Annotated in this window: 23 protein-coding genes; 5 read left to right on the top strand and 18 right to left on the bottom strand. The window is 62.8% G+C overall.

Annotated elements, in window-relative coordinates; translation table 11 throughout:
* Positions 1-187: 187 nt before the first annotated feature.
* Positions 188-1,219, bottom strand: a complete 1,032-nt coding sequence (locus ACGK9R_RS04360; RefSeq protein WP_394578521.1) for a succinylglutamate desuccinylase/aspartoacylase family protein — start codon at positions 1,217-1,219, stop codon at positions 188-190.
* A gap of 190 nt (positions 1,220-1,409) precedes the next feature.
* Between ACGK9R_RS04360 and ACGK9R_RS04355 the strand changes: the two genes are divergently transcribed.
* Complete coding sequence (locus ACGK9R_RS04355; protein WP_394578519.1) at positions 1,410-2,021, top strand: TetR family transcriptional regulator; 612 nt, start codon at positions 1,410-1,412, stop codon at positions 2,019-2,021.
* A 62-nt stretch (positions 2,022-2,083) separates the two neighbouring features.
* Here ACGK9R_RS04355 and ACGK9R_RS04350 read toward each other — a convergent pair whose 3' ends face one another.
* The 13 genes from ACGK9R_RS04350 to ACGK9R_RS04290 all read right to left on the bottom strand — a co-directional run bounded on the left by ACGK9R_RS04350 (position 2,084) and on the right by ACGK9R_RS04290 (position 19,562).
* A complete protein-coding gene (locus tag ACGK9R_RS04350) occupies positions 2,084-2,755 on the bottom strand; it encodes a hypothetical protein (protein ID WP_394578517.1) in 672 nt (223 codons plus the stop codon).
* A 203-nt stretch (positions 2,756-2,958) separates the two neighbouring features.
* Positions 2,959-6,162, bottom strand: coding sequence for an efflux RND transporter permease subunit (locus ACGK9R_RS04345; protein ID WP_394578515.1), 3,204 nt, complete (start codon positions 6,160-6,162; stop codon positions 2,959-2,961).
* Positions 6,162-7,445: an efflux RND transporter periplasmic adaptor subunit gene (locus ACGK9R_RS04340; RefSeq protein WP_394578513.1), complete on the bottom strand. Its 1,284-nt coding sequence runs from the start codon at positions 7,443-7,445 to the stop codon at positions 6,162-6,164. The genes ACGK9R_RS04345 and ACGK9R_RS04340 overlap by 1 nt, the downstream gene beginning before the upstream one ends.
* 144 nt (positions 7,446-7,589) lie before the next feature.
* Complete coding sequence (locus ACGK9R_RS04335) at positions 7,590-9,260, bottom strand: TolC family outer membrane protein (protein WP_394578511.1); 1,671 nt, start codon at positions 9,258-9,260, stop codon at positions 7,590-7,592.
* A gap of 243 nt (positions 9,261-9,503) precedes the next feature.
* Positions 9,504-10,349 (bottom strand): fructosamine kinase family protein, encoded by an 846-nt coding sequence (locus tag ACGK9R_RS04330; protein ID WP_394578509.1) that lies wholly within the window; start codon positions 10,347-10,349, stop codon positions 9,504-9,506.
* A gap of 58 nt (positions 10,350-10,407) precedes the next feature.
* A complete protein-coding gene (gene xylB, locus ACGK9R_RS04325; protein ID WP_394578507.1) occupies positions 10,408-11,895 on the bottom strand; it encodes a xylulokinase in 1,488 nt (495 codons plus the stop codon).
* A complete protein-coding gene (locus tag ACGK9R_RS04320; protein WP_394578505.1) occupies positions 11,895-13,382 on the bottom strand; it encodes a mannitol dehydrogenase family protein in 1,488 nt (495 codons plus the stop codon). The genes xylB and ACGK9R_RS04320 overlap by 1 nt, the downstream gene beginning before the upstream one ends.
* Before the next feature lie 92 nt (positions 13,383-13,474).
* Positions 13,475-14,164 carry an HAD family hydrolase gene (locus ACGK9R_RS04315; protein ID WP_394578503.1) on the bottom strand — a complete coding sequence of 230 codons (690 nt, stop codon included), beginning with the start codon at positions 14,162-14,164 and terminating at the stop codon, positions 13,475-13,477.
* A complete protein-coding gene (locus tag ACGK9R_RS04310) occupies positions 14,161-15,318 on the bottom strand; it encodes an ABC transporter ATP-binding protein (protein ID WP_394578501.1) in 1,158 nt (385 codons plus the stop codon). Before ACGK9R_RS04310 ends, ACGK9R_RS04315 begins: the two co-directional genes overlap by 4 nt.
* A 10-nt stretch (positions 15,319-15,328) precedes the next feature.
* On the bottom strand, positions 15,329-16,177 hold the full coding sequence (locus ACGK9R_RS04305) for a carbohydrate ABC transporter permease (protein WP_394578499.1): 849 nt from the start codon (positions 16,175-16,177) through the stop codon (positions 15,329-15,331).
* Positions 16,178-16,192: 15 nt separating this feature from the next.
* Positions 16,193-17,083 carry a carbohydrate ABC transporter permease gene (locus ACGK9R_RS04300; RefSeq protein WP_394578496.1) on the bottom strand — a complete coding sequence of 297 codons (891 nt, stop codon included), beginning with the start codon at positions 17,081-17,083 and terminating at the stop codon, positions 16,193-16,195.
* A gap of 63 nt (positions 17,084-17,146) precedes the next feature.
* On the bottom strand, positions 17,147-18,466 hold the full coding sequence (locus ACGK9R_RS04295; protein ID WP_394578494.1) for an ABC transporter substrate-binding protein: 1,320 nt from the start codon (positions 18,464-18,466) through the stop codon (positions 17,147-17,149).
* A gap of 145 nt (positions 18,467-18,611) precedes the next feature.
* Positions 18,612-19,562 (bottom strand): sugar-binding transcriptional regulator, encoded by a 951-nt coding sequence (locus ACGK9R_RS04290; RefSeq protein ID WP_394578492.1) that lies wholly within the window; start codon positions 19,560-19,562, stop codon positions 18,612-18,614.
* Between the two features lie 119 nt (positions 19,563-19,681).
* On the opposite strand from ACGK9R_RS04290, the gene ACGK9R_RS04285 reads away from it, so the two are divergent.
* A complete protein-coding gene (locus ACGK9R_RS04285; RefSeq protein WP_394578490.1) occupies positions 19,682-20,008 on the top strand; it encodes an NGG1p interacting factor NIF3 in 327 nt (108 codons plus the stop codon).
* Here the strand turns inward: ACGK9R_RS04285 and ACGK9R_RS04280 are convergent.
* The gene (locus ACGK9R_RS04280; protein WP_394578488.1) at positions 19,990-20,547 is read right to left on the bottom strand and encodes an NUDIX hydrolase; all 558 of its coding nucleotides are present in this window, start codon (positions 20,545-20,547) and stop codon (positions 19,990-19,992) included. The genes ACGK9R_RS04285 and ACGK9R_RS04280 overlap by 19 nt on opposite strands.
* An 84-nt stretch (positions 20,548-20,631) precedes the next feature.
* Here ACGK9R_RS04280 and ACGK9R_RS04275 point away from each other — a divergent pair, with 84 nt between their 5' ends.
* The 3 genes from ACGK9R_RS04275 to ACGK9R_RS04265 all read left to right on the top strand — a co-directional run bounded on the left by ACGK9R_RS04275 (position 20,632) and on the right by ACGK9R_RS04265 (position 22,873).
* Positions 20,632-21,318, top strand: coding sequence for a CoA pyrophosphatase (locus tag ACGK9R_RS04275; RefSeq protein ID WP_394578486.1), 687 nt, complete (start codon positions 20,632-20,634; stop codon positions 21,316-21,318).
* Positions 21,315-21,977, top strand: a complete 663-nt coding sequence (locus ACGK9R_RS04270) for a 2OG-Fe(II) oxygenase (protein ID WP_394578483.1) — start codon at positions 21,315-21,317, stop codon at positions 21,975-21,977. The genes ACGK9R_RS04275 and ACGK9R_RS04270 overlap by 4 nt, the downstream gene beginning before the upstream one ends.
* A gap of 356 nt (positions 21,978-22,333) precedes the next feature.
* Positions 22,334-22,873, top strand: coding sequence for a PRC-barrel domain-containing protein (locus ACGK9R_RS04265; protein WP_394578481.1), 540 nt, complete (start codon positions 22,334-22,336; stop codon positions 22,871-22,873).
* A 158-nt stretch (positions 22,874-23,031) separates the two neighbouring features.
* On the opposite strand, the gene ACGK9R_RS04260 is transcribed toward ACGK9R_RS04265, so the two are convergent.
* From ACGK9R_RS04260 to ACGK9R_RS04250, 3 genes are all read right to left on the bottom strand, one after another.
* Positions 23,032-23,454 carry an OsmC family protein gene (locus ACGK9R_RS04260; protein ID WP_394578479.1) on the bottom strand — a complete coding sequence of 141 codons (423 nt, stop codon included), beginning with the start codon at positions 23,452-23,454 and terminating at the stop codon, positions 23,032-23,034.
* A gap of 107 nt (positions 23,455-23,561) precedes the next feature.
* Positions 23,562-24,401: an MOSC domain-containing protein gene (locus ACGK9R_RS04255; protein WP_394578477.1), complete on the bottom strand. Its 840-nt coding sequence runs from the start codon at positions 24,399-24,401 to the stop codon at positions 23,562-23,564.
* A 112-nt stretch (positions 24,402-24,513) separates the two neighbouring features.
* Entirely contained in the window at positions 24,514-25,029 is a 516-nt protein-coding gene (locus ACGK9R_RS04250; protein WP_394578475.1) for a gluconokinase, read from the bottom strand.
* Between the last annotated feature and the right edge of the window lie 301 nt (positions 25,030-25,330).

The raw sequence follows: 25,330 nt of genomic DNA, 5'->3' as shown, positions 1-25,330 counted from the left end.
TTCGCTGGCTATTTGCACAACAGTTATAGCCAGGATGAGGGCATCATGCCACGCCAGCCGCCGCCTTCGCGCCTATAGGGGCCATAGCCTTGAGCAATCATCAACGGCTTCTATTCAAGTCAACGGCTATGGCACGCCGGGCTCAACGGCTTCTGGCGTCATACCGCCATGAGCGTCAGTACCAGCGTCAGTACATGGGGTCCGTGACCGGGTCGAGGCTCGACTGGAAGCTCTCGATGGCGGTTTCCGCCTCCTCGATCTCGTCGAAACGAGCGATGTGGTAAAGCGCCTCGCCTTCGTTGGCAAGCGGCAAACGGCTCATGCCGATCACGATACCGTCGGCCATGGAGATCACGTCGCCTTCGTCGTTACCGAAAGGGTCGGATACTCTTCCCAGCACCTCGCCCTTGGCCACCCGCGCGCCCAGGCGCACCTTGGGGCGCAGGATGCCGTCGATCGGCGCTCGCGCCCAGCTCGAGCCGTTGGCAAGCTCCGCCGGCGCCGGCTGGCGGCGGCGCTGCTCGCCGGACAGCATGCCCAGCCGGCGCATCACGCGCAGAATGCCGCGCACGCCCGGGGCGATCGCCCACTCGTCGAAGCGCAGCGCTTCGCCGGCTTCGTAGGTGAGTACGGGAATACCGCGGTTCTGGGCGTAGTGGCGAAGGCTGCCCTCGCGAAGCTCGGCGTTGAGTATGACCGGCGCGCCGAAGGCGTCTGCCATACGCGCAGTTTCGCTGCCCGGTTCGAGCTGGGCGCGAATCTGCGGCAGGTTGGTGCGGTGAATGGCGCCGGTGTGCAGGTCGATGATATGGGTAGCGTGGTCGACGATCTCCTCGCGCAGAAGCGAGGCGATACGCCCGCCAAGCGAGCCGTTGCCCGCGCCTGGAAAGCAGCGGTTCAGATCGCGGCGGTCCGGCAGATAGCGCGTCTGCTGTAAAAAGCCGAACACGTTGACCACCGGTACCGCGATCAGTGTACCGCTCAGGCTATTGATCGAGCGCGAGCGCAAGAGCCTGCGCACGATCTCGACGCCGTTGATTTCATCGCCGTGAATACCGCCGCATACCAGCATCACCGGGCCGGGCTTGCGCCCGTGTACCACCTCGATGGAGATATGCAGCGGTGTGTGGGTATAAAGGCGCGCCACCGGCACGTCGATCTGGCGGCGCTCGCCGGGCTTGAGGGTGTGGCCTGCAATCTCGAACGGAACCTTGGGCATGAACACTCCTGATAAAAACAATGGGACGACGCCTGCTCACGCTAAGCGCGGCTTTACCCTTTTACCGCAAAGCCTGCGTTGGTTATCAGCGGTTATGACATTACTCAATTAACCATACAGTTTTGAATGTAAAGAGTCGGCGTTTCAGATAAAATATGCTCCTTTCAAGACAGTTACCAGGGTTGCGTGTATGGCTAGAAAAACAAAGGCTGAGGCGGCGGCAACGCGTGAAGCGCTGCTGAATGCGGCCGAAGAGGTGTTTTTCGATAAAGGCGTTGCGCGTACCTCACTCGAACAGGTAGCTCGGCACGCTGGCGTAACCCGCGGCGCGGTTTACTGGCATTTCAAGAACAAGGGCGATCTGTTCATGGCGCTGGTCGAACAGGTGCGCATGCCCTTTCAGTCGCTGGTCGATGAGGTCAAGAACGTCGACCCGGACGTCTCGCCCATGGACTCCCTGCACCGCGCATGCCTGGCCGGCATGCAGCGCCTGGAGCGCCCCCACTACCGTCAGATCCTCTCCATTTTGCTGCACCGCTGCGAGTTCTTCAGCGATATCAACCCGCTCGAGATGCAGCGCGAAATCAACGAAGAGTGCTACGCCGAAATGCTCGTAGTGTTCGAAATGGCGAGCCAACAGCACCAGCTCAGAGAAGAGATCGCGCCTGAAACTGCTACGCGGCTTCTTCAGGCCACCCTGGGCGGGCTGTTTCACGACTGGCTGAGAGCCCCGGAAAGCTACTCGCTGAGCGAGCGCGGCGCCGACATCATCGACGCCCTGATTCTGCTGTTGCGTCGTTAGACTCTCCCACGCAAAAGCCCGCTTTCCAGGCGGGCGTTTGCGTTACCCCTGCCAGGTAACCGCTAAGGATGCGCGGCTTCCTGGTGCTTATGACGAAGGCGCAGCTGGCTCAGGCGCTGGCGGGTCTCCATGTAGGCTTGCTCCTTCACGCTGCGGTACGCCCCTTCGCCCTTGAGGTATTTGACCAGCACGCGGCGCTCGCCGGGCGTGAAGGCGTCGTCCTCCTTGCAGTGCAGCCGCACTTCGCAGCCGGGGCGGTGTGCGATCACCGCGCGCGCCAGATCATCCCCTTCCAGCGACGTGACCTCGACAGTCACGCCCAAAAGGTTACGCCGCTTGAACGGCGCAAAGCGCTGAAGCCCGCGGCCCAACCCCTGACAGATGACAGCCGCCAGAGGCGAGGCCAGGGCGAGCGACGCCCATAGAATCACCACGCCTACCGGCACGCGCAGCATGCCAAGGTCGAACCAGCGCAGCACGAATAGCTCCAGCGCCAGCGTCATCGCGCCGGCCAGTAGCACCAGCACGGTGAGCGCGAGCGTGGCCGGTACGCCGATGAAACCCAGCGATACCAGGGTGCTTGCCGTATGATCGTCGCGCAGACTATCGCGCTCGAACAGCTCGAGCGGAGCGAGCCGGATCAGCACCAGCAGCCAATAAAACGCCAATAGCGCCAGCGCGAAAGCAAAAACGATGGTAGGAAATAGCAGAACGGCCGAAAGAATCGGTTGCATGGCGTGCCTCCTCCAGGATGTCCTGGTCGGTTTGGCCTGCTGTTATGGAGTTGGATGCAGACACAAACGTTTCATTAGCAAGTCTAGATCAAACGACGACTACATCAAATTAGCCGTTATATGCAGATTGTCGTTTGACCCGGATCAAGCGGGCATAAAAAACGGGCCCCGCAGGGCCCGTCAGTACAACCGTTCAGCTAGCGCTACTCTGCGCGCTGCTCCCCGGTCGGCTCCAGGTCGCGGCCGTCTTTATCGGCGCGCTTGTTACCCTTACGCTTACGCTCGATCCAGTCGGAGACGGTGGCGATCATGGCGTAGGAGGTGGGCACGAAGATACTGCCCAGAATCGCCACGGCGGCCATGCCGACAGCCACGGTCGTACCGATGTGGTGACTGCTCACGTCACTGGCGCCGGTGGCGAGCGCCAGCGGCAGCGTGCCGAAGATAAAGGCAAGCGAGGTCATCACGATCGGGCGGAAACGCAGCTCGGCGGCGGTGATCGCCGCTTCGCGAATCGACTTGCCCTGCTCCTTGCGCTGAAGCTCGGCGAACTCGACGATCAGAATGGCGTTCTTGGCCGCCAGCCCCACCACCACGAGAATGCCGATCTGCACGTACACGCTGGTATCGAGCCCGCGCAGCGCGATACCGCCCACACTGCCCAGAAAGGCGAAGGGCGTCGCGGTCAGTACCGCCAGCGGCAGCGACCAGCTTTCGTACTGAGCCGCCAGAATCAAGAAGACCATCAAAAGCCCGAAGACGATCGCCATGGTGGCGGCGTTACCCATGTTGGCCTCCTGGTACGCCGTACCCGTCCAGCCCATGCCCCAGCCGCTGCCCAGGGTCTCCTGCACGACCTCTTCCATCGCTTCGATGGCCTGAGCTGAGCTGTAGCCCGGCGCCGGATTACCCTGGAACTGGGCACCGGTATAAACCCCGAACCGCGAGATCACAGAGGCACCGACCTGGCGCTCGAGGGTCACGAACTCGGAGAGCGGGATACGTTCGCCGTTACCGCCACGCACGAAGATGTTATTGACATCCTCCGGGGTCTTGCGGAATTCGTCCTCGTTTTGCAGATACACCTGGAAGTTACGGTTTTGATAGCTGAAGAAGTTAACGAAACCATTACCGAAGGTGTTCGACAGCGCCGAGTTGATATTCTCCAGCGCTACGCCATAGCTCAGCGCTTTCTGCTGATCGATCTGAACGTTGTAGGACGGTACGTTCACGTTGAAGGTGGAGAATACCCGGTTGAGTGCCGGATGCTGGTTCGCCGCGCCCATGATTTGAAGCGAGGCTTCATAAAGCTCCCGGGTCGAGGCGCCATCGAAGGATTGCAGGTAGCCGGTGAAACCACCCGTGGTGGAAAGGCCCATGATCGGCGGCGCGTTGAAAGCCATGGCGCTGCCTCCCTCGATTTCGCCACCCAGCTGCATGATCCTTCCCACCAGCGCATCGGCGGTCAACTCCCGGTCCCCCCAAGGCAACAGGTTGACGAAGATGACGCCGCGCGCGGTATTGACCGAGCCCGCCAGCAGATCGTAACCCGCCACCATGGTCGAGTACTGCACGCCGTCCACCTCTTCGATCGCGGCGCTCAACTTCGACATGTAGGTCTGGGTACGATCGAGCGAAGCCGCGTCGGGCAGCGATACGCTGGCCAGCACGATGCCCTGGTCGGTTTCCGGTACCAGCGTCGAGGGCGTGGTGGTGTAGAGCCAGTACGACCCGGCAAGCGTGGCCACGGTCAGCGCCAGCGCCAGCACCCACAGGCGCACCAGCACCTTCACGCACCACATGTACATGGCAGTGAGACCCGCGAACATCCGATCGAACAAACGCAGCGGCGTGGAGATCGCGCGCTTGAACTTCGAAGGCCGCTCGTGGTGCAGGTTGTGCTTGATGAAGATCGCCGACAGCGCCGGGGTGAAGGTCAGCGCCATCAGCGCCGACAGCGCCACCGACACAGCAATGGTGATCGCGAACTGCTGGTAGATCTGCCCGGTGAACCCGCCAAGGAAGGCGACCGGCACGAACACCGCCGCCATGATCAAGGAGGTGGCGATGACCGGCCCGCCTACTTCGCGCATGGCCTGAACCGTCGCCTGATAGACGCTCATCTCCTCGTCTTCGCTGAGCACCCGCTCGACGTTCTCGACCACCAGAATGGCGTCATCCACCACGATCCCGATCGACAGCACCAGCGCGAACAGGGTCAGCAGGTTGATCGAGTAGCCCAGTACGTAGAACCCGGCAAAGGTACCGATGACCGCCACCGGCACCACCGACATGGCAATCACGGTGAAGCGCCAGTTCTGCAGGAAGATGAACAGAATCACGATGACGATCAGGAACGCTTCGATGAAGGTGTGAAACACCGTCTCCACCGAGGCATCGATGAACAGCGTCGTATCGTAAGGCGTCACGTACTCGAGCCCCGGCGGGAAGCGGGTCTTCAGATCCGCCATGGTGTCGCGCACCGCTTCGGCGGTGGAGAGCGCGTTCGCCCCGGGCTGCTGGTTGATGATGATCGGCGTCATGGTAGCGCCGTTCAAGCGCGCATCGATACCGTAGAAGGAGGCGCCGAGCTCGATACGCGCCACGTCTTCCAGACGCAGCGACGAGCCATCCGGATTGGTGCGCAGATAGATATTACGAAAGTCGTCGGGGGTGTTGAGACGCCCACCGGCGGTCAGCGTATAGGTATAAGCGCGAGGCTCCCCCTGGGGCGAAGCGGCCAGGTTGCCCGCCGGCACTTCCGTGTTTTGCGCGCGAATGGCGCTGGCCACTTCGCTGGGGGTGAAGTCGTACTGCGCCAGTTTGTCCGGGTCCATCCAGATACGCATGGCGAACTCGCCGCCACCGAGCACCTCGGCGTTACCTACGCCTGGGACCTGGCGTAGCTCGTCGAGAATGTTCAGCGTCGCGTAGTTCTGCATGTAGATGTTGTCGTAGTCGCCGTTGGGCGACGTCAGGGCAACGAGCAGCAGAATGGAGTCGGACTGCAGCTGAACGTTGACGCCTTGGGACTGCACCTCTTCGGGAAGCTGCGAAAGCGCCCCCTGTACGCGGTTGTTGACGTTGATGGTGTTGATATCGCCGTCGGTGCCGATGTTGAAGGCCACGCTCAGGCTCATGATGCCGTTGTCGGCGCTGTTCGAGGTCATGTAGAGCATGTCCTCGACGCCGTTGATCGCCTCGGCCAGCGGCGCGGCCACGGTTTGCGCTACGGTCTCGGCGTCGGCACCGGGGAACTGCGCCTGCACCGACACCGTGGGCGGCACCACGCTCGGGTACTGCTCGATGGGCAGCACCCGCATGGCCATGGCCCCGATCAGCGTCAGAATAATCGCCAGTACCGTGGCGAAGATCGGACGGCTGATGAAGAAGTTAGAGAAGTTCATTATTGCGCACCCTCGTCTCCTTCACCGGCGGGCATACCGCCCGGCCCTTGAGTCGCCTCTTCGGCCTGCTCGATCTCCTCGCGCTGCTCTTCGGCCTGCTCGCGCTCGGCCTCTTCGACGATGTCGTCGGCATTGCCGTCGAAGGGTTGCGGGTCGATGGTCATGCCGGCCTCGATGGCCGCGGGGTCACCGACGACCACACGCTCGCCCTCGTCGAGCCCGTCGCGAATGATCTGCCAAGGGCCGGCCACGTCGCCCAGTTGAACGGTACGCTCACGCGCCTTGTCTTCGTCGTCGAGAACGAACACGCGCGGCCCCATCAGGCCTTGGGTGACGGCGATTTCCGGCACCGCGATGACGTCGAAGCGCTTGAGGCCATCCAGGGTCACGCGCACGAACTGACCGGGCAGTACGGTGCCGTCCGGATTGTCAAAGCTCGCCCTGCCCTGCACGGTGCTGGTGCCGTCATCGACCCGCGAGCCGAGGAAGTTCAGCTCGCCTTCGAGCTCGGCGCCTTCCCGGCCGGAAAGACCCGGCACGCTCAGGCGCGCGATGATGTTCGAATCGGTACTGTCGTCGCGCAGCTGGCGGCGCAGTTCGAAGGCATCGTTCTGGGGCAGTTGAAAGCGCACTTCCAGCGGGTCGAGCGGCGTGATCGTGGCAAGCTCGGTGCCACTGGTGACCACGTTGCCCAGGTTGATCTGGCTCAGGCTGATCATGCCGCTGACCGGCGCGGTGACGTCCGAATAGTCGAGATCCAGATTGGCGGTGCTGAGCGCGGCTTCGGCCTGGGCGACGTTCGCCTGGGCGACGCGCTGGTCGGCCACCGCTTGGTCGTACTGCTGGCGGCTCACCGAGTTCTGGTTCAACAGCTGCTCGAAGCGCTGGGCGTCGCGCTGGGCGCGCGAAAACTGGGCCCGGGCGCTTTCCAGATCGGCCTGGGCCTGATTCACCGCGGCCTGATAGCGATCCGGCTCGATGGTGTAGAGCGAGTCGCCGCGCTCGACCATATCGCCGGGTTCGAAGTGGCGCTCTTCGAGCGTGCCGTCGACCCGGGCGACGATCACGACTTCATCGTCGCTACGCAAAAGCGAGGGGTAGGATTTGTTGATCGGTAGATCCTGACGCTCGACCTCGGCGACCTGGACCTGGTGAGGCGGCTGATCCTCGGCGGCCTGCTGTTGCTGCTGTTGGGGTTCATCCTCGCCCCCGCACGCGGCCAGCGTCAGTGCAGCTATCAGCGCCACCAGACTCGCTCGCGTTGAGTGAATCGCTCTCTTCATACGTCGAATTCCCATTCATTTCTTTAATTGTGGCGGATAGCTGTATGACGAAAAGCTTCATGACCAAACGCTTTTTGGCAGATAGCGCTTTGGCAGAGGGCTCTTCACAAGACAGCTACACGGGCTTTCCCGAGTCCGCGAATTTCAATAGCCAGCGGGCAGATCACCGTTTGGGGCGCCGCCGGGCCCGCCCATCTCGCCCGGGTAACCGCCAGCGCCGTAGCCACCTTCAGTGCCATAGCCACCCTGGGTGCCATAAACACCGGGCTGGCGGCGCGCTGGCGCGTACTCTTCAGAGGAGTAGCGGCTGGCCGGCGACGAGGCGCCGCGGGTGGGCGGCGCGCCGATATCCATGGCGCGCTGGTAGCGATCGTTATCGCTGGTTTCGGGCAGCGTGAAGTTGACCTGATCGCCGGTGAGCCAGGCGTTGACCTCTTCGAGCGCGGCGACATCCAGAAGCCCGGACTGCTGGCGCAGCGAAAGCAGGTTTACCACGTAGTCGTAGCGCGACTCGGCGTAGTTGGCGATGGCGTTGTAAAGATTCTGCTCGGCGTTGAGCACATCGACGATGTTACGTGTGCCCACTTCGTACCCGGCCTGGGTCGCTTCCAGGGCGCTTCGCGTCGAAACGATCGCCTGCTGGCGCGCCTCGACGGTTTCGACGTCGTTGCTTACCTGGGTGTAGAGCGAGCGAACCTGCTGGATGGTGTTGCGCCGCTGGGATTCGAAATCGTACTGGCTGCTTTCGAGCTGGAAGGTGTTCTGGCGAATGCTCGCGCTGGTGCTGCCGCCGGTGTAGATCGGCACGCTGGCGGAAAGCCCCAGCTGGCCCGAAGCGTTGTGGCCGCTGGTATAGTCGATATCGGTTTCGCTGTACTGATAGTTGGTGAACGCCTGGAAGGTCGGCAGGCGATCCGCGCGGGCCACCTCGACCGCGGCGCGCGACACCTCGATACCGGCGCGCTGGGCAAGCACCTGCGGGTTACGCTCCAGCGCCTGGTCGACCCAGTAATCGCGCTCGTCGGGTACCGGCAGGCCCACCGGCATATCGCCCAGCGACTCGATGTTGGCGTAGCGGCGTCCGGTCAGCTGCTCGAGAACCTCGAAGGCGACCTGCAGATTGCTTTCGGCGGCGATCCGCTCGGCCCGGGATTGATCGAAGGTCGCCCGCGCTTCCTCCACCTCGGTGATCGCGATCAACCCCACTTCGAACTGCTCGCTGGACTGCTCCAGCTGGCGGCCGATAGCGCGCTCCTGGGCCTGGCGCGCCTCCAGCACCTCGTAGGCGCGCAGGATGTCGAAGTATGCCGAGACCACGTCGAGCAGCAGCTGCTGCTCGGTGGCGGCCAGCAGGTAGACCTGCTGGTCGATCTGGCGCTCGGCCTGGTCGACCTGGCGGCTGACGGCGGCGTTGTAGAGCGCCTGGGTCGCCTCCAGCGACAGCGACACGCTGTTGTAGTTGTCGTCCTGAGAGAAGCCGCCCGCGCCCGCGCCGGCACCAGCGCCAACGCCGCCTTCAGCCCCCGGAGCTCCCGCGGTAGGACGCACGGTGGACTGGCTTTCGAACTGGCGGTTATGGGTCACGTTACCCGAGGCGTTCACCTGGGGCAGCAGATTACCGCTCACCACGTCGCGCGCCGCCTCGACCCCGGAGAACTCCGAGCGCGCGGAGGCGAGCTCGGCGTTGTTGTTGAGCGCATCGCGGGTAATGGTGATCAGATCCGCCGCCTGGACCGGCAGGGCGATCGAGCTTGTCAGTACGGCTAACATTAAAGGGCGAAGGGGGGCATTGACTGCCCAGTGTGCCAGTCGCATGGGAGTGCCTCTAGGTGTCAACGGGGGTGATTCCAAGCGCGAAGCGCGCGAAAGGGAGCCATTGTAGTTACATTCATGTATGTATGCTAGCCTTGAACTCGCCCATTTTATGTGTACAAGGGAAAGTCAAGACGTACGCCGCTTACTTTAGACGAAGGTAGCAAAACTGCTCTACTCGAGGCGCCTTTTCCGATGGATTTTATCCCCGCTAGCGCGGTTGGCTTCGAGTGTTGCCCCCCTGCTTCAAACGCTAAAACGCTCCAGCTTATTCAGACAGCGCTCGACCCCGCCCAGGTACATGCCCCCGAACAGCAGCACGTGATTGAGCAACGGATAGAGCTGAAAGAGCGCCTCGCGCCGGGGCCAGTCGTCCGGAATCACGCCGTTCCAGTAGGCGTCGAAGAAGGCAGCGCCAGGGTCGCCGAACAGCGTCAGCATGGCGAGATCCACCTCCGGGTAGTGGCGATAGACGGCGGGGTCGATGAGCGCCGGGCCGCGTGACGTATAGAGCACGTTGCCCGACCACAGATCGCCGTGCACGAGACTCGGCGAGGCGTCGGGCAGCCACCGCTCGAGCGTTTGGGCCTGGGCGTCGAGGCGCGCGAAGAGCCGATCATCGATCAGGCGCTGGTCGAGACAGACTCGCCCCAGCGCCAGCAGTCGGCGCTCGCGCTGAAACACACGGCCATCGGAAAGCGCTGCATTGGGTTGCGGCGTGCGCCCGCAGGCGTTGTCGTGAAGCCAGCCATGCTCGCTACCGATCACCGCGTGCAGCTCGCGAAGCCCCTCCCCCAGCGCGTAGGCCCCTTGAGTCGAGGGACGCACGGTGTGAAGCGCCTCGATCACCAGCCACTCGCCGTGCTGGCCCAGCACCTCGGGAATCACCAGTGACGTGCCCGCCCCTTTCAGTGCGCGCAGCCCCTCGGCTTCGCCGCGAAGCCTGGCCGGGTCATCCTGTTTGATCACCACCGGCCCTTGGGTCGTTTCAAGCTCGTACACCGCGGCGATATCGCCACCGCCAAGCGGCATCAAAGCACCGCGCGGCTCGAGCTCGAGCACGCGCAGGATATCGAGTAGTTCGGCATTCATGAGGCTCTCCCGGCGGCGGAGCGTGGACGACGACTCACGCGTCACCGATAAGCCTATATCAGGAAACCGCGTGGCGCTCGATGAGCGTTTCACGGTAGCGCCGGTAAACCTCCCGATACGCCTCGACGCGGGCGGGGTCGGGCTCGGCGAGCGACGCTGCGTCCAGATGCACCACCCGCTGGCAAAGCGTAGTTAGCGTCGTGCCTTGAGAACGCTGCTCGCACCAGGCCGCCTGTAGCGCCGCACCGAGCGCGGCGGCGTCGGTGATTTCCGGGCAAACCACTTCGATGCCGGTGATATCCGCCACCATCTGACGCCACACCGGGCTTTTGGCGCCGCCGCCGCTCAGGCGAATCTGGCTCGCCCCGGCGGTGAGATCGCCCAATAGATCCAACCCATAACGCAGTCCGAAGGTCGCGCCTTCGACCACCGCGCGGCACAGGTTGGCCCGGGTCATGTTCACGCTGGTAAGCCCCAGGAAATCACCGCTAGCGTTAGGCAGCATCGGCACTCGCTCGCCGTTGAAAAACGGAAGACACATCACGCCGCCCGCCCCGACCGAGGCGCTGGCCACCTGATCGCCGAAGGCCTCGAGATCGAGCCCGAACAGCTCGCGCACTCGGGTGGTGGCGGAGGTGACGTTCATGGTGCAGATCAAGGGGAGCCACCCGCCGTGGCTGGCGCAGAAGTTGGCCACCATGGCACTGTCGCCGATAACGGGTTCCGGCGAGTAAGCGCACACCGTGCCGGAAGTGCCCAGGCTAAGCGTCACAAGGCCAGACGTGATATTGCCGGTTCCGATCGCGCCGAGCATATTGTCGCCACCGCCGCTCGAGACCAGCACGTTTTCGCTCAGACCAAGCTCAGCTGCGATAGTCGGGCGCACCCGGCCCGCCGGCTCGAAGGGCTCGAGCAGGCGTGGCAACACGCGGCTCGGGTCGAGCTCCGGGGCGATCTGGCCGAACACCTCGGGCTGCCAGGTGCGGGTACGGGTATCGAAGTAGCCGGTGCCCGAGGCGTCGCCGGCCTCGGTGACCCGCTCGCCGCTGAGCCAGAAGTTGAGGTAGTCGTGGGGCAGCAGGATCGTTGCGATGCGCCGGTAGGCGTCCGGGTGATGGGTGCGCAGCCAGGCGATCTTCGAGGCGGTATAGCCGGTTTGCAGCGCAAGCCCGAGCTTGCCCAAACACCCCGCCTCGCCACCCAGGCGCTCGACCAGCGCGGCGTTCTCGCCGCTCGTCTCGGTATCGCACCAGAGCTTGGCCGGGTAAACCGGCACCCCGTCGGCATCCAGCGCCACCATGCCGTGCTGCTGGCCGGACACGCCGATGGCGCGCACCGCTCGGGCATCGACCCCGGCGCGCTCGATCGCCTCGAAAAACGCGCCTCGAAAAGCGGCGAGCCACTCGGCGGGGGCCTGCTCGCGGCGCCCGTTCGGTCCTTCTTCAAGTCGATGGGCGCGGCTGGCTTCACCGAGTATTCTGCCTTTATCGACGTCCAGCACCACCACCTTGGTACTTTGGGTGCCGCAGTCCACACCGATATACATCACGAGCTTCCTTTTGAGGCGAGCAGTGCTTGAAGCGTAGCGCGCGCGCCGCGCTCGTGCAGGAGTGAAAGCGCTTCGAGATAGGCCGCCATGAAGCGCGGGCTGTCAGCCAGGTCGCCAAAAAGATCGCGGTTTTCGACGAACGCCTCGGGCCGAGTGCGGTTGCCGCGCGCGATCGCCATTAGCGGCTCGCGCAGCGCGTCGACCACCTCGATCGGCGCGCCCTGCTCGTCCACGCCCTCGGCGTAGCGCGCCCAGCTGGCCACGACCGCCGCACTCAGCGCCACGTCGCCATCGCTTGCGAGCTGGTGGCGAATCACCGGCACCAGCCACTTGGGGATACGATCCGAGCTTTCGGCGCAGAGCCGTGCCAGGGTGTCCTTGATTTCCGGGTTGGCGAAGCGCTCGATCAGCGTGCGCTGATAGGCGTCGAGATCGATCCCCGGCACCGGGGAAAGCGTCGGCTCGCCCTCCTCCTTCATGTAGCGGCGCAGAAACTCGACGAACAGCGGGTCCTGGCAAACCTCGTGGGCGTAGCGGTAGCCCGCCAGGTAGCCGAAATAGGTCAGCGCCTGGTGGCTTGCGTTCAAAAGGCGCAGCTTCATCAGCTCGAAGGGCTCGACGTCGTCGACCAGCTGCACCCCGACCGCCTCGAAAGGCGGGCGGCCCAGCGGAAAGTGATCCTCGAGCACCCACTGGGTGAAAGGCTCGCACACCACTGGCCAGGCGTCCTCGACGCCGAAACGGCGCTCGAGCTCCTCGATATCGCCAGGGGCGGTGACCGGCGTGATGCGATCAACCATCGAGTTGGGAAAGGCAACCTCGCGCGCAAGCCATTCGCCGAGCTCGCTATCGCGCGCCGAGGCAAACGCGGTGAACATGCGCCTGGCCACATCGCCGTTGCCCTGAATGTTATCGCAGGACATCACGGTGAAGGGCGCCACGCCCCGCGCCCGGCGGCGCACCAGCGCCTCGACCACCAGCCCAAAAGTGCTCACCGGGCGCTCCGGGTCGGCAAGATCGCGCTGAATGAGCGGATTGTCCAGATTGAAAGCGCCGCTGACCGGGTGGACGTTGTAGCCGCCCTCGGTCACGGTGAGCGAGACGATGCGAATGGCCGGGTCCGCCATCGCCTCGATCACTGCCTCCGGGTCGTCCGGGGCGAAGAGATAGTCGACCATGCTACCGATCACGCGGGGCTCATAAGTGCCGTCAGCGTGTTTCACCACCAGCGTATAGAGGTGATCCTGGCGTGAAAGTATCTCCTGCATGCGCTTGTCGCCGGGCATTACGCCGACCCCCACGATGCCCCAATCGAGCGCCTCGCCCTGGTTCATCAGCGTGTCGAGATACATCGCCTGATGGGCGCGATGAAAGCCGCCCACGCCGATATGCACGATCCCGGCGCTCACGTCGCGACGATCATGACTCGGCACGGCGACCTCGGCGTCGAGCGAGGTCAGCGCCTGTTGGGTGAGCCTGGCCATGAACTACCTCCTGAGAAAAAGTCTGACGAACAAGGTCTGACGAAAAAAAGTCTGACAAAAAAAGTCTGGCGAAAAGAAGTGCCGAGCAAGCGCTAGCGTGACGAGCGGGCAGCTAGCCCATCCGCGCTCCAGAGCGCGATAAGCGACTCAAGTTCCTCCAGGTGCGCGATCACCCGCCAGGCGCCGGCATCAAATAGCCGCTCGGCCTGGCGCGCGTCCAAGTGGCTGGCGCCGACGAAGCCGACCACGGTCAGCCCGGCGGCAACGGCGGCGCGCACGCCGGCTACGCTATCCTCCACCGCCAGGCACGCCCTGGGTGAAAGCTCGAGCGTTTTGGCCGCCAGCAGGTAAAGATCCGGCGCGGGTTTGGGGTTTGCTACCTGCTCGGCGGTGACGATCAGCGCCCCATCGAGCGCTTTGTCGAGGCCCGTGACGGCAAGCGAGGCCTCGACCCGGCGCCGGTGGCTGTTGGAGACCACGGCGGTCATGAAAGGGCACGAGCGGATCGCATCGGCAGCGCCGGGCAGCGGGCGAAGCTCGCGGCTCAAACGCGCCTCGATAGCCGCATCCACCTGGTCGACGGCATCAAAGGCAAGCGTATGGCGGCTCAAAGTCTGCAGGTGGGCGATGATATTGGCGGTGGTCATACCGAGCGCCTGGTTCAGCTCGGCGGCGACGTCCACGTCGGGCAGCCACGCCTCGAGATGCGTTTGAAGGGTATGCTCGGCGAGAATTTCGCTGTCCACCAGCACGCCGTCGCAGTCGAAGATGACGGCGCTCATGGTGCCGCCTCTGCGCTTTGGGTTCCCGCCTCGGCACGGTTGTCCTGACGGGTGAGCCCGGCCAACGGGTGCACCTCGAGGCTTTCGAGCGCGAGCCCTTGCGAGTCGAACAGGTGCGCCCGGCGCGCATCGAAGCCGAAACGCACCGGGTCATGCACGCGGTAGGCGACGTCGCCATCGGCCATGATCGTCAGAAGCTGGCCGTCCATTTCGACGTAGAGCGAGGTTTGCCCGCCCAAACGCTCCAGCACCTGAATGGTCCCGCCGAGGGCGCCGCCCTCGTCGATTATCAGATGCTCCGGGCGAACCCCGAGCTCGAGCGTGGCGCCCGTTGTAACGCCTTCGCCGTTGACCGGCACCCGGCACGGGGCGCCGCCGGGTAACGTTACCTCGACACCATCGCCACCGGCGGACACTACCGTCACCGCGAAGAAGTTCATCTTCGGCGAGCCGATGAAGCCCGCCACGAAACGGTTTCGCGGGTGGTGATAAAGCGCCATGGGGGAGCCCACCTGCTCGACCACGCCGTCCTGAAGCACGACGATCTTGTCCGCCATGGTCATTGCCTCGATCTGGTCGTGGGTGACGTAGATCATGGTCGCGTCGAGCTCTTCGTGGAGCCTGGCGAGCTCGATGCGCATCTGCACTCTGAGCGCGGCATCCAGGTTCGACAGCGGCTCGTCGAACAAGAAGATGCTGGGGTTTCGAACGATTGCCCGGCCGATGGCCACCCGCTGGCGCTGGCCGCCGGAGAGCGCTCGAGGCTTTCGGTCCAGAAGCGGCTCGAGCTGCAGAATCTTCGCTGCCTCCAGCACGCGGGCGCGGCGCTTCTCCTTCGATACCCCGGCCAGGCGCATGGAGAAGCCCATGTTGTCCTCAACGCTCATGTGCGGGTAGAGCGCATAGCTTTGAAACACCATGGCGAGGCCCCGGTCGGCGGGGCCGACATCGTTCATCCGCTCGCCGTTAATCAGTATATCGCCGCTGGTCGCGCTTTCGAGCCCGGCGATCATACGCATCAGGGTAGATTTGCCGCAGCCGGAGGGGCCGACGAACACCACGAACTCGCGATCCTCGACGTTCAGATCGACGCCCTTGATGACCTCGGTGTCGCCAAAGCGTTTGACGATATTGTTGAGCGCAAGCGTTGCCATGAAAAACTCCTTACTTGACGGCGCCGAAGGTCAGGCCACGGACCATCTGTTTTTGGGCCATCCAGCCAAGGATCAGAATGGGCGCGATCGCCATGGTCGAGGCCGCCGAGAGCTTGGCCCAGAAAAGCCCCTCGGGGCTCGAAAACGAGGCGATGTAGGCGGTCAAGGGAGCGGCCTTCGAGGAAGTCAGATTGAGACTCCAGAACGCCTCGTTCCAGCTCAGGATGACCGACAACAGCCCGGTCGAGGCGATACCGGGAAGCGTCAGCGGCAAAAGCAGATAGACCACCTCCTGAAGCGTCGAGGCGCCGTCCATCCGCCCGGCCTCGAGAATGTCCTTGGGCATGTCCTTGAAGAAGGTGTAGAGCATCCAGACCACGATCGGCAGGTTCATCAGGGTGTAGACCAGAATCAGCCCGGTGCGCGTATCCAGAAGCCCCACGTCGCGAAAGATCAGATAGATCGGCACCAGCACGCCCACCGGCGGCAGCATCTTGGTCGAGAGCATCCACAAAAGCGTGCCCTTGGTGCGCCGGGTAGGCAAAAACGCCATGGCGTAGGCCGAAGGAATGGCAATCAGAAGCGCCAGCGCCGTGGAGCCGAAGGCCACCGCAACACTGTTGAGCGCGAAGCGCGCGTAGCCCGAGCGCGCCTGCACCGCCTGGTAGCTTTCGAGCGTCGGCGTGAAGATGAAACTCGGGTCGGCGATCGCCGCGGTTTCGGTCTTGAAACCGGTGAGCATCATCCAGAGAATCGGAAAGAAGATCACCAGCGCCACGGTCCAGGCCAGCAGCGCAAGCAGTAGCCGCTTGAAACGACCCGAGCCACCGGGCGCGGTGTAGGCGTTGGGCGTACTCATGAATAATCGCTCATGTCAGTCATCCAGGTTTTTGGCGACCATGCGCACCAGAAAGATCGCCACGATATTGGCCAGGATAATGGCGACCACCCCGCCGGCAGAGGCGATGCCGACATCGAAATCCAAAAGCGCGCGGATATAGATCAGATACGCCAGGTTGGTGGTGGCAAGTCCGGGGCCACCGGAGGTAGTCACGAAGATCTCGGCGAAGATCGTCAGCAGAAAGATCATCTCGATCATGATCACCACGCTGATCGCCCGCTTCAGATGCGGTAGCGTGATATGGAAAAAGATCGCCACCGGCCCGGCGCCGTCCATACGCGCCGCCTCGACCTGATCCTCGTCCAGCGACTGAAGCGCGGTGAGCAGGATCAATAGCGCAAAAGGCAACCACTGCCATGAAACGATGATGATGATCGAAGTCAGTGGTAGCGACGAGAACCAGTCGATCGCCGGCAGGCCGAACTGATTGGAGAGCCAGGCCAGCACCCCGCTTCCCGGGTGCATCATCATGTTCTTCCACACCAGGGCGCTTACCGTAGGCATGACGAAGAACGGCGAGATCGCCAGCACTCGCGCCACCCCTCGGCCGAGAAACGGCTGCTGGAAAAGCACTGCCAGAAGCGTGCCGCCGACCACGGTGATGGCCAGCACCCAGCTCACCAGCAAAAGCGTAGTGCCCATGGCGGACCACAGCGCCGGGTCGGTGAGCAGGTACTCGTAGTTTTCGAGCCCGGCAAAGCCGGTCATACCCGGCATCAAAAGGTTATAGCGCTGAAAGGAGAACCAGACGGTCATCCCCAGTGGTATCAGCATCCATAAAAGCAGCAGCGTGACGGCGGGCGCCTGGAGCGACAGCGCCCGAAACCCGCCAACTCTGCGCCCGGAGGCGCGTGTTCTGGTCATGGCAAACCCTGCCCGCAAGCGTGGAAACGAAAAGGCGCCCGCAAGGGCGGGCGCGCGTGAGGGTCAATCGTAGTAGCCAGCGCGCTGCATGGTGCGGTCGGTGGCGCGCTGGGCGCTATCGAGCGCCTGCTCGACGCTGGTGTCGCCGGTGAGCGCGGCGGCGATGCTCTGGCCGACCTGTGTACCGATCGACTGGAACTCGGGGATATTGACGATCTGCACCCCGGTATAGGGGTTGGGCTCGAGGGTCGAGTCGGTCGGGTCCGCCTCCTCGATGGCACTAAGGACGAACTCGGCAAAGGGCGCGGCTTGCTGGTACTGCTCGTTGGCGTAGGTAGATTCGCGGGTGCCCGGCGGCACGTTGGCCCAGCCCTGGGTCTCACCGACCAGCTCGATGTACTCCTTCGAGGTCGCCCAGGTGATGAACTCTTTAGCGGCGTCTTTCTTCTCCGAAGAGGCGGGGATCGCCAGCGCCCAGGTCCAGAGCCAGTGCGAGCCCTTGGGCGTTTCGGCCACCGGCGCCGGGGCGAAGCCAAGGTTCTCGACCACGGCGGGCTCGCCTTCGCTGTAGAGCGTGCCGGCGGCGGAGGTGGCGTCGACCCACATGGCGCAGTTGCCCCGGGCGAACAGCGCAAGGTTCTCGTTGAAGCCGTTGGAGCTCGCCCCGGGCGGGCCAAAATTGCCCAGCAGATCGACGTAGAATGCAACGGCGTTCTGCCAGGCCTGGCTGTCGATTTCCGGATGCCACTGCTCGTCGAACCAGCGCCCGCCGTAGGTATTCACCAGCGTGGTGACGAGAGCCATGTTTTCGCCCCAGCCGGGCTTGCCGCGCAGGCAAATGCCCGCCAGGCCCTCTTCGCTGCCGTGAAGCTCTTCGGCCCAGCCGCGCACCTGGTCCCAGGTGGGCTGGTCGGGCATCTCGATGTCGGCCTGCTCGAACAGATCCTCGCGGTAATACATCATCGAGCTTTCGGCGTAGAACGGCAGCGCGTAAGGCGTGCCGTCAAGGCTCAGCCCGTCGCGTACCGAGCCCAAAAGATCGTCGATATCGTAGTCGTCGGGCAGGTCGTCGAGCGCAGTCAGCCACTCGCGCTCGGCCCAGATCGGCGCCTCATAAGCGCCAATGGTCATGACGTCGAACTGGCCGCCGCCGGTGGCGATATCCGTGGTCATGCGCTGGCGCAGCACGTTCTCCTCGAGCACCACCCAGTCGAGGGTGATCTCCGGGTGCTCGCGCTCGAACGCGTCGGTCAAGCTCTGCATGACGACCATGTCGTTGTTGTTGACGGTGGCGACGGTGATGCTGGTCTGGGCCTGAGCCTGGCCCGCCAGCGCGATACCGGCGGCCAGCGCGCAAAGGGGAAGATGAGGGGCGAAACGCATGAGGCACTCCTTGAGCGGATCTTGTCTTGTTATAGCGCTGATGTTTTTGATCATCTTTCGAACAAATGATCGGCTTTAACGCAAAAAAAAGCAAAGCCCGCAGGCTAAGACTTTACGCTAATGCCATGCCCTACAAGACGATGACTCAGGGTGCATCGAGCACGTAGCGCGCCGCGGCTTCATCGGTAATCAGCCCCTTGAGCCAGCCGCCGCGCAGGGCAGCCAGAATCGCCGGCGCTTTATCCCGACCGCCGGCGATCGCTACCATCGTCTGCTGTGAAAACGCCGTAAGCGCAAGACTGGTGACGCGCCGTGTGATCGAGCACTCGATCAGCTCGCCCCACTCGTTGAGCGGCCAGCCCAGAAGCTCGCCGACGGCCTCGAGCGCTAAAAGCTCGTCGAGCTCGGCCTGGCTGATGAAGTGATCCTGATAGAGCGTGGCCTGGCGGTCGATACGCCCTACCCCGATGAACGCCGCTCTGGACACCGCGGCGACCGCCCCGATCGCCTTGAACAGGCGCTGGTCGAGCAGCGCGCGCTTCTCCTCGACGGACTCTGCCACCACCGGCGCCGGCAGCAAAAAGCGCTCGCCGCCGGTCTTGTCCGCCAGCGCCATTACCGCGTCGAAGCGGTTGGCCGAGCCGTCGCGAGCGACGTTGCCAATAAGCGACACGAAGCGGTGCTGGGGGCGCTCGATGCGATCCAGCGCCTCGACGGCGGCGCGCACCGAGCGCCCGGCGCCAAGCGCCAGGGTCAACGGCTCGCTCTGCTCCACGAAGTGCGAAAGGCGCCGGGCACCGGCCACCGCCAGATAAAAAGCTGCGCTTTCCGGCGCATCCGGATTCGCCGGCACGACGTCGCAGTAGCCAAGCCCGAAGCGCTCGCCAAGCGCGCGCCCCAGCGCCATGCACGACGAAATGGGATGGTCGATATGCACCTTGATCAATCCCTCCTGGCGCGCCAGAGAGAGCAGGCGCTGCACACCCGGGCGCGAAACACCGAGCTGCGCGGCGATCTCGTCCTGGGTGAGCCCGCCAACGTAGGAGAGCCAGGCCGCGCGGGCGGCCTGATCCAATTTTACTTCGAACTTGTCCATGGTTCGGCTCGCCGTTTCTCGTCATCGGTGTCATGAAAGCGCCATCCTACAAAGCCAGAGCCGGGCGCGATAGGGTCATATCCGCTAAGATGGCGAAAACCTCAACCCAGGAAAATACGATGTACAAGCTCGCGTTTTATGTACCGGTGGACAACGTCGAAAGCGTCAAGGCAGCGGTCTTCGAAACCGGCGCCGGGCGAATCGGAAACTACGAAGCGGTCTGCTTTCAGACCCGGGGCACTGGCCAGTTTCGTCCACTGTCCGGCGCCGAGCCGCATATCGGCGCCGTCGATGAGCTGACGCAGGTCGAGGAGTACAAGGTGGAAATGATCTGCGACGACGCAGTCGTTCACGCCGCCGTGGCGGCGCTGAAACTCGCACACCCTTACGAGGAGGTGGCCTACGATGTGTGGCTGCTGGCCGATCTTCACGCGCTGCCGAAATAGCGCTCGCGGTCTTCCGGCGTAATCGTGCTCATGTGCAGTGGAAAGTGGCCCTGCTTTCGATCCTCGAAGAAGTGCGCCAGGGTGCGCTCGATGGTGGGAAACGCCAGCTCCTGCCAGGGAATTTCCTCCTCGGCGAACAGCGCCACCTCGAGACTCTCTTCACCCGCGGCGTAGTCGCTTTTGAGCTCGGCCAAAAAGATCATGTAAACCTGATTGATGTGCGGCAAATCGATCAAGGTATAGAGGCTTCCCAGCTCGACTTCGGCCTTCGCCTCCTCACGGGTTTCGCGGGCGCTGGCTTCGCGGGTGGTTTCGGCGTTTTCCATGTAGCCGGCGGGCAGCGTCCAGTAGCCCTTGCGTGGGGAAATCGCGCGTTTGCACAGCAGCACCCGGTCGCCGCGCACCGGCAGCGTACCGGCGACGATGCGCGGGTTCTGATAGTGAATCGCCCCGCAGCTTTCGCATAGATAGCGCGGGCGGTCATCGCCTTCGGGAATGGCAAAACGGACTTTCTCGCCGCACTGGCTACAAAAATTCATGACGGTATCTCAACAGCTGATAAGGTGTGGCGATGGGCCCGGCGCCAATAGCCGCGTCTTGACCGCATATTCGACGGAACCTCCATGTTAGAGAAACTACGCGAAGCGCTGCAACACTACCGCCCAAAAGAGATGAGCCGCGCCAAACTGCTGCAAGCGGCGGTGCTGCTGCCGATCGTCGACCGCCCCGACCCGACGCTGCTGTTTACCCGTCGCGCCAGCCACCTTTCCACCCACAGCGGCCAGGTCGCGTTTCCCGGCGGCAAGCGCGAGCCGACGGATCGCGACCTTTACCACACCGCCCTGCGCGAAGCCGAAGAGGAGATCGCGCTGTCCCCCGGCGCAGTGGAAAAAGTCGGCCAGCTCTCGGACGTGATCTCGCTTCACGGGCTTTGCGTGACCCCCTGGGTGGGCATCATCGCGCCGGATCTGGATCTGAAAGCCGATCCCGGTGAGCTCGACGCCATCTTCGAGGTGCCCTTGAGCCACTTTCTCGACGACAAACGCACCTATACCGATGTCATCACCGTGGATGGCGTCGCCCACTACGTGCCCAGCTACCACGTCGACGGTCACGTGATCTGGGGGCTGTCGGCGATGATGCTGGTCGAGCTTTTGGCCGAAGGCTTCGGTATGCCGATCGATCTTTACCAGCGCCCGGGCGGTTCGCTCAAACACCACCCGGAGCGCACCCAGCGCGTGCCCAGAGAGCGCCCGGCCAGGAAAAGCGATATCAGCCCCGTCCCGGCTGCTTCCCGGAGCAAGCAATGACCACATCAAGCGTGACACCGGCATTTTCGTTTGAGGCTCACAACGCGTTGATCGATGCGCTGGTCGAAAAGGGCTGGTACGTGGGCACTGACATCATCGACCCGGCACTTTGCGAAGCGCTGGCCCAGGAGCTTTCGCGGCTCAAGGCGGCCCAGGCGCTCGAGGAGGCGGGCATCGGCCGGGGCCAGCAGCATCATCTGCGCAAGGACATCCGCGGTGACGCCATTCATTGGCTCAACCGCGAAAGCGAGGCGCAGCGCACGTATCTGGAGGCCATGCAGCATCTGCAAACGGCGCTCAACCAGACGCTTTTTCTCGGGCTTTTCGAGTTCGAGGCGCACTTTGCCCACTACCCTGCCGGCGCCTTCTACAAACGTCACCTGGATAGCTTTCGTGGCCGCGCCAACCGCGTGGTCTCCACGGTCAGCTACCTGACGGCGAACTGGCCCACCGACGGCGGCGGTGAAATGGTGATTTTCGACCCCCAGGACCCTGAGCGTGAAGTTGCTCGGGTCATTCCCGAGGCCGGCACATTTGCCTGTTTTCTCTCCGAAACCGTACCTCACGAGGTGCTGCCCACGCGTCATCCGCGGGCCAGCATCGCCGGTTGGTTCCGGCGCAACGCCTCACAGAACGGTGTACTCGACCCGGCCCGATAGCCGCCGCCATAGTTGATATGGGTTAAAAAAGTCGCGCTAAATGGCTATTAAAAGCCTCTACCAGCACTTTTTAGCGCGAACCCGCGTGCCCAGGTATTGCAAAGCCACACACAGCGACTACCTTGAAAAGTGTCCGGGCGCATTTGAGCGTCGGTCAAGGTTAACGAGCGACCCCCGTCGTTTTAGCCTGACAGAAGACACGCCACTCATGCCTTCCGGCACGGTTGGTGGGAAGCAAAAAGTGGATTCACACCAGGAAGATAGTTGGCAGCCTCGATACGAGGCAGTAACTATTCAAGGTCGAGGTCAAGGCATTACTGCCCCATACCTCACTATGCACGCAAGGAGCAATGGCAATGAAAATGATCAAACCCGCTTTTCTCGGCACGCTGATGGTACCGGCATTCCTGTTCGCCGCAGGCGCCAATGCCCAGTCCAACGACGCCACCATGCAAGAGACCAATGGCATGGACGCAACCTACCTGACGTCCGCGCCGCAAGGCAGCTTCCACGCTGACTCGCTGACCGGCAACGCCGTCCTCAGCGCCGTTGAGGAAGATGAAGAAATCGGCACCATCAATGATCTGATCATCGATATGGATGGCCAGATCCAGGCGGTCGTGGTCGGCGTTGGTGGCTTCCTCGGCATGGGTGAGAAAGACGTTGCCATCGAGTGGGATTCACTCGATTTGACCATGGATGAAGACAACGACGATTACGTCATCCGCGTCAACGCCACTCAGGAAGCGCTTGAAGAAGCTGAAGAGTATGAGCGTGACGGCAACCGTGAAGAAATGAACGACGGTATGAACAACGATACCGGCATGGACAACGATACTGGTATGGATAACGACGCCGGTATGGAAAACGAAGACGGCATGAACACCACTAACTAATCACTAGCGGTTTGCCTCTGAAGACCCCGGTTTCGACCGGGGTTTTTCATGCCTGCTCGGTATGGCCATGAACCGCCACAAAAAAAGCGCTGCCAGCGGCAGCGCTTTGATTCATTGACACTTTTGCGCGACAAGAACGTCGCACGCAAGCGCCTGACTTAGCCCTTGAGCTTTGCGGTCAGGGTAATGTCGGCGTTCAGCACTTTGGAGACCGGGCAGTTCGCCTTGGCGGTTTCCGCGGCTTCCTGGAAAGCGGCGTCGTCGGCACCGCTGACGGTGGCTTCCACGTCCAGATGAATTTTGGAAATATCGAATCCCTGGTCGCTTTGCGAAAGCGTGACCGTGGCCTGGGTATCGATGGCGTCGGCGGTGTAGCCCTTGTCGCCAAGAATCATTGAAAGCGCCATTGAAAAGCAGCTTGCGTGCGCAGCACCGATCAGCTCTTCCGGGTTGGTACCCTTTTCACCCTCGAAACGCTGCTTGAACGAGTAGCTGGCATCCAGCACGCCGCTTTCGGTCGCAATCTTGCCCTTGCCGTCTTTTAAGCCACCTTCCCAATGCGCATTCGCTTTGCTATCCATGGAACACTCCTGTTGCCATCATTTGCCGGAATACTTAAAGGCTCGGGAGAACTCCCGTCGCCACCTCCCAAGCGTAGCCTATTTTACTGACGGTGCCGAACACCCGGCTAGCGTGTCTCGCATACACGAAACTCATCGCCGAGAGAGAGCGTGGCGCCCTGCCCTTTGCTGATTGTTACGTTCTGGCCAAAGTAGGCACCCTTGCGCGTAGGCTGGGTATTGAGCTTGACCAGCGTGGCCAGCGGCTCGCCAGGCGCGGGGATGTCCGCGCTTTGCTGATCCACGGTCACGATCCTGCAACGCTGACAGGGCTTGCACGGGGCAAGGCGAATCGTGTCGTCGCGCGTTGCGATCAGCGCCCAGTCGTTCTCCGCCCAGGGCGTAGGGCAGTCGAGGACGATGTTCGGCCGAAAGCGCTCCATTGGCACCGGCGCTTGCCCGCGGGATTCGAGCGCTTCGTTAAGCGCGGCGAGCGAGCCGGTCGAGCCGATCGTCAGCGGGTAGCCGTCGGCGAAGTGTACCGGCGCGGTCGAGCCATCGAGCGCTCGCGCGGGGCGCTTGAAGTCGCTGGCAAAGCGCACCAGGTGCACGCCCGCGAGCGCCTCGCCGAGCGCACTGACAAGCCACTGGTTCACGTCATCGGGCTCCTCCACCGCCTTGCAGACATCGCCCCACACCACGACCTCGCAAAGCGGCCCCCGGGGCTCTTCGAGCGCTATTTCGATCGAGCCCGCTTCGGGGTGGCTGAGCACCAGCGCGCTCTCGGTCAACGCGACCGAAATCAGCGCCAGGGCCGGCACCTGGCGCTGGGTGACGAATTCGCCCTGCTCGTTGGCGAGCATCCAGCGCCGATCCCAGGCGAAACCTTCGGCGGTGAGCGTAGCCTGCTCGAGATCGATGCCCTTGAAGGACTTCACCGGATAAACGGTCAATCGGGTAATGTTCAACGTCGTTTCACTCTGAATAAATGCCTTACGGTATACCTTATCGAATTTACAGGTTTACTTCCATGCGCATTCTATTGCGCGCGTCTATCTGGTCCTGACCGATGACCAGGTATCATGATTCATCACGCAGCCGCGCCACGAAGCGCTCGGCGATGGCGCCGGGCGCAAGCGCGATCGAAAGCGTGACAGCCTCTTCGGCGCCCGGTGCTTCGAGATCAGCGAGCTGGCTCGCCAGCATTCTATTACCCTTGAAAAAGTGGTCTTCCCGGGCCGCCAAACGCGTTTGCAGAAGCTCGGAGCTTCCCTCCAGAAACAGGATTTTCAGGCCGGAATCGCCGCTTCGAAGGCGGTCGCGGTAGCGTTTCTTGAGCGCAGAACACGCGATCACGACGCTCTCGTCCTGACGGCGGTAACGTTCGAAAAGTCCCGCCAGCGCCGCAAGCCACGGCTGGCGATCGCTATCGTCGAGCGGCGTGCCGCGCGCCATTTTGGCCACGTTGGCCGCCGGGTGATGGTCGTCGCCATCGATGAACGCCGCCTCGAGCGCCTCGGCAACAAACCGCCCTACCAGGGATTTGCCGCACCCGGAAACGCCCATGACCAGAACGCGATAAGAGGTGGGCGTCATTGGTATCGTCTCCCTGAAAGTATCAACGCTGGTTCAAGATCATGAAAAAAGAGAGTTAACAGAAAAAAGAGTTAATAGGGAAAAGCGTCAAAAGGAAAGAGATGGTGACGGTAGCAACGCATACCGACTGGCTGGCGTCTCGATGAGCCACACCATGCGAGCACCGACTTTGCGGACTCAAGTTTCAGTGATGAGAAGCTGGGCATCCATTACGGTTTTCCGAATAGCGACGGCACTCGAGGCCGTTGGCCCGGCGCGTTTTAAAGAAGCGCCTTAGAAGGATGGCCCGCCAGGCGCTTAA

The sequence above is a fragment of the Halomonas sp. HNIBRBA4712 genome (assembly GCF_043558675.1).
Lineage (GTDB): Bacteria > Pseudomonadota > Gammaproteobacteria > Pseudomonadales > Halomonadaceae > Vreelandella.
The sequence above is the reverse complement of the archived record's forward strand: the minus strand, read 5'-3'. Positions and strand labels throughout refer to the sequence as shown.

Bases quoted from the DNA above. Each gene is read 5' to 3' on its own strand.
- ACGK9R_RS04350 (WP_394578517.1), bottom strand. From the start codon at position 2,755: ATGCAACCGATTCTTTCGGCCGTTCTGCTATTTCCTACCATCGTTTTT.
- ACGK9R_RS04265 (WP_394578481.1), top strand. From the start codon at position 22,334: ATGAAAATGATCAAACCCGCTTTTCTCGGCACGCTGATGGTACCGGCA.
- xylB (WP_394578507.1), bottom strand. From the start codon at position 11,895: ATGTATATCGGTGTGGACTGCGGCACCCAAAGTACCAAGGTGGTGGTG.
- ACGK9R_RS04260 (WP_394578479.1), bottom strand. From the start codon at position 23,454: ATGGATAGCAAAGCGAATGCGCATTGGGAAGGTGGCTTAAAAGACGGC.
- ACGK9R_RS04315 (WP_394578503.1), bottom strand. From the start codon at position 14,164: ATGAGCGCCGTCATCTTCGACTGCGACGGCGTGCTGGTGGACAGCGAA.
- ACGK9R_RS04300 (WP_394578496.1), bottom strand. From the start codon at position 17,083: ATGACCAGAACACGCGCCTCCGGGCGCAGAGTTGGCGGGTTTCGGGCG.
- ACGK9R_RS04355 (WP_394578519.1), top strand. From the start codon at position 1,410: ATGGCTAGAAAAACAAAGGCTGAGGCGGCGGCAACGCGTGAAGCGCTG.
- ACGK9R_RS04305 (WP_394578499.1), bottom strand. From the start codon at position 16,177: ATGAGTACGCCCAACGCCTACACCGCGCCCGGTGGCTCGGGTCGTTTC.
- ACGK9R_RS04270 (WP_394578483.1), top strand. From the start codon at position 21,315: ATGACCACATCAAGCGTGACACCGGCATTTTCGTTTGAGGCTCACAAC.
- ACGK9R_RS04280 (WP_394578488.1), bottom strand. From the start codon at position 20,547: ATGAATTTTTGTAGCCAGTGCGGCGAGAAAGTCCGTTTTGCCATTCCC.
- ACGK9R_RS04330 (WP_394578509.1), bottom strand. From the start codon at position 10,349: ATGAATGCCGAACTACTCGATATCCTGCGCGTGCTCGAGCTCGAGCCG.
- ACGK9R_RS04320 (WP_394578505.1), bottom strand. From the start codon at position 13,382: ATGGCCAGGCTCACCCAACAGGCGCTGACCTCGCTCGACGCCGAGGTC.
- ACGK9R_RS04345 (WP_394578515.1), bottom strand. From the start codon at position 6,162: ATGAACTTCTCTAACTTCTTCATCAGCCGTCCGATCTTCGCCACGGTA.
- ACGK9R_RS04310 (WP_394578501.1), bottom strand. From the start codon at position 15,318: ATGGCAACGCTTGCGCTCAACAATATCGTCAAACGCTTTGGCGACACC.
- ACGK9R_RS04250 (WP_394578475.1), bottom strand. From the start codon at position 25,029: ATGACGCCCACCTCTTATCGCGTTCTGGTCATGGGCGTTTCCGGGTGC.
- ACGK9R_RS04360 (WP_394578521.1), bottom strand. From the start codon at position 1,219: ATGCCCAAGGTTCCGTTCGAGATTGCAGGCCACACCCTCAAGCCCGGC.
- ACGK9R_RS04285 (WP_394578490.1), top strand. From the start codon at position 19,682: ATGTACAAGCTCGCGTTTTATGTACCGGTGGACAACGTCGAAAGCGTC.
- ACGK9R_RS04340 (WP_394578513.1), bottom strand. From the start codon at position 7,445: ATGAAGAGAGCGATTCACTCAACGCGAGCGAGTCTGGTGGCGCTGATA.
- ACGK9R_RS04290 (WP_394578492.1), bottom strand. From the start codon at position 19,562: ATGGACAAGTTCGAAGTAAAATTGGATCAGGCCGCCCGCGCGGCCTGG.
- ACGK9R_RS04295 (WP_394578494.1), bottom strand. From the start codon at position 18,466: ATGCGTTTCGCCCCTCATCTTCCCCTTTGCGCGCTGGCCGCCGGTATC.
- ACGK9R_RS04335 (WP_394578511.1), bottom strand. From the start codon at position 9,260: ATGCGACTGGCACACTGGGCAGTCAATGCCCCCCTTCGCCCTTTAATG.
- ACGK9R_RS04275 (WP_394578486.1), top strand. From the start codon at position 20,632: ATGTTAGAGAAACTACGCGAAGCGCTGCAACACTACCGCCCAAAAGAG.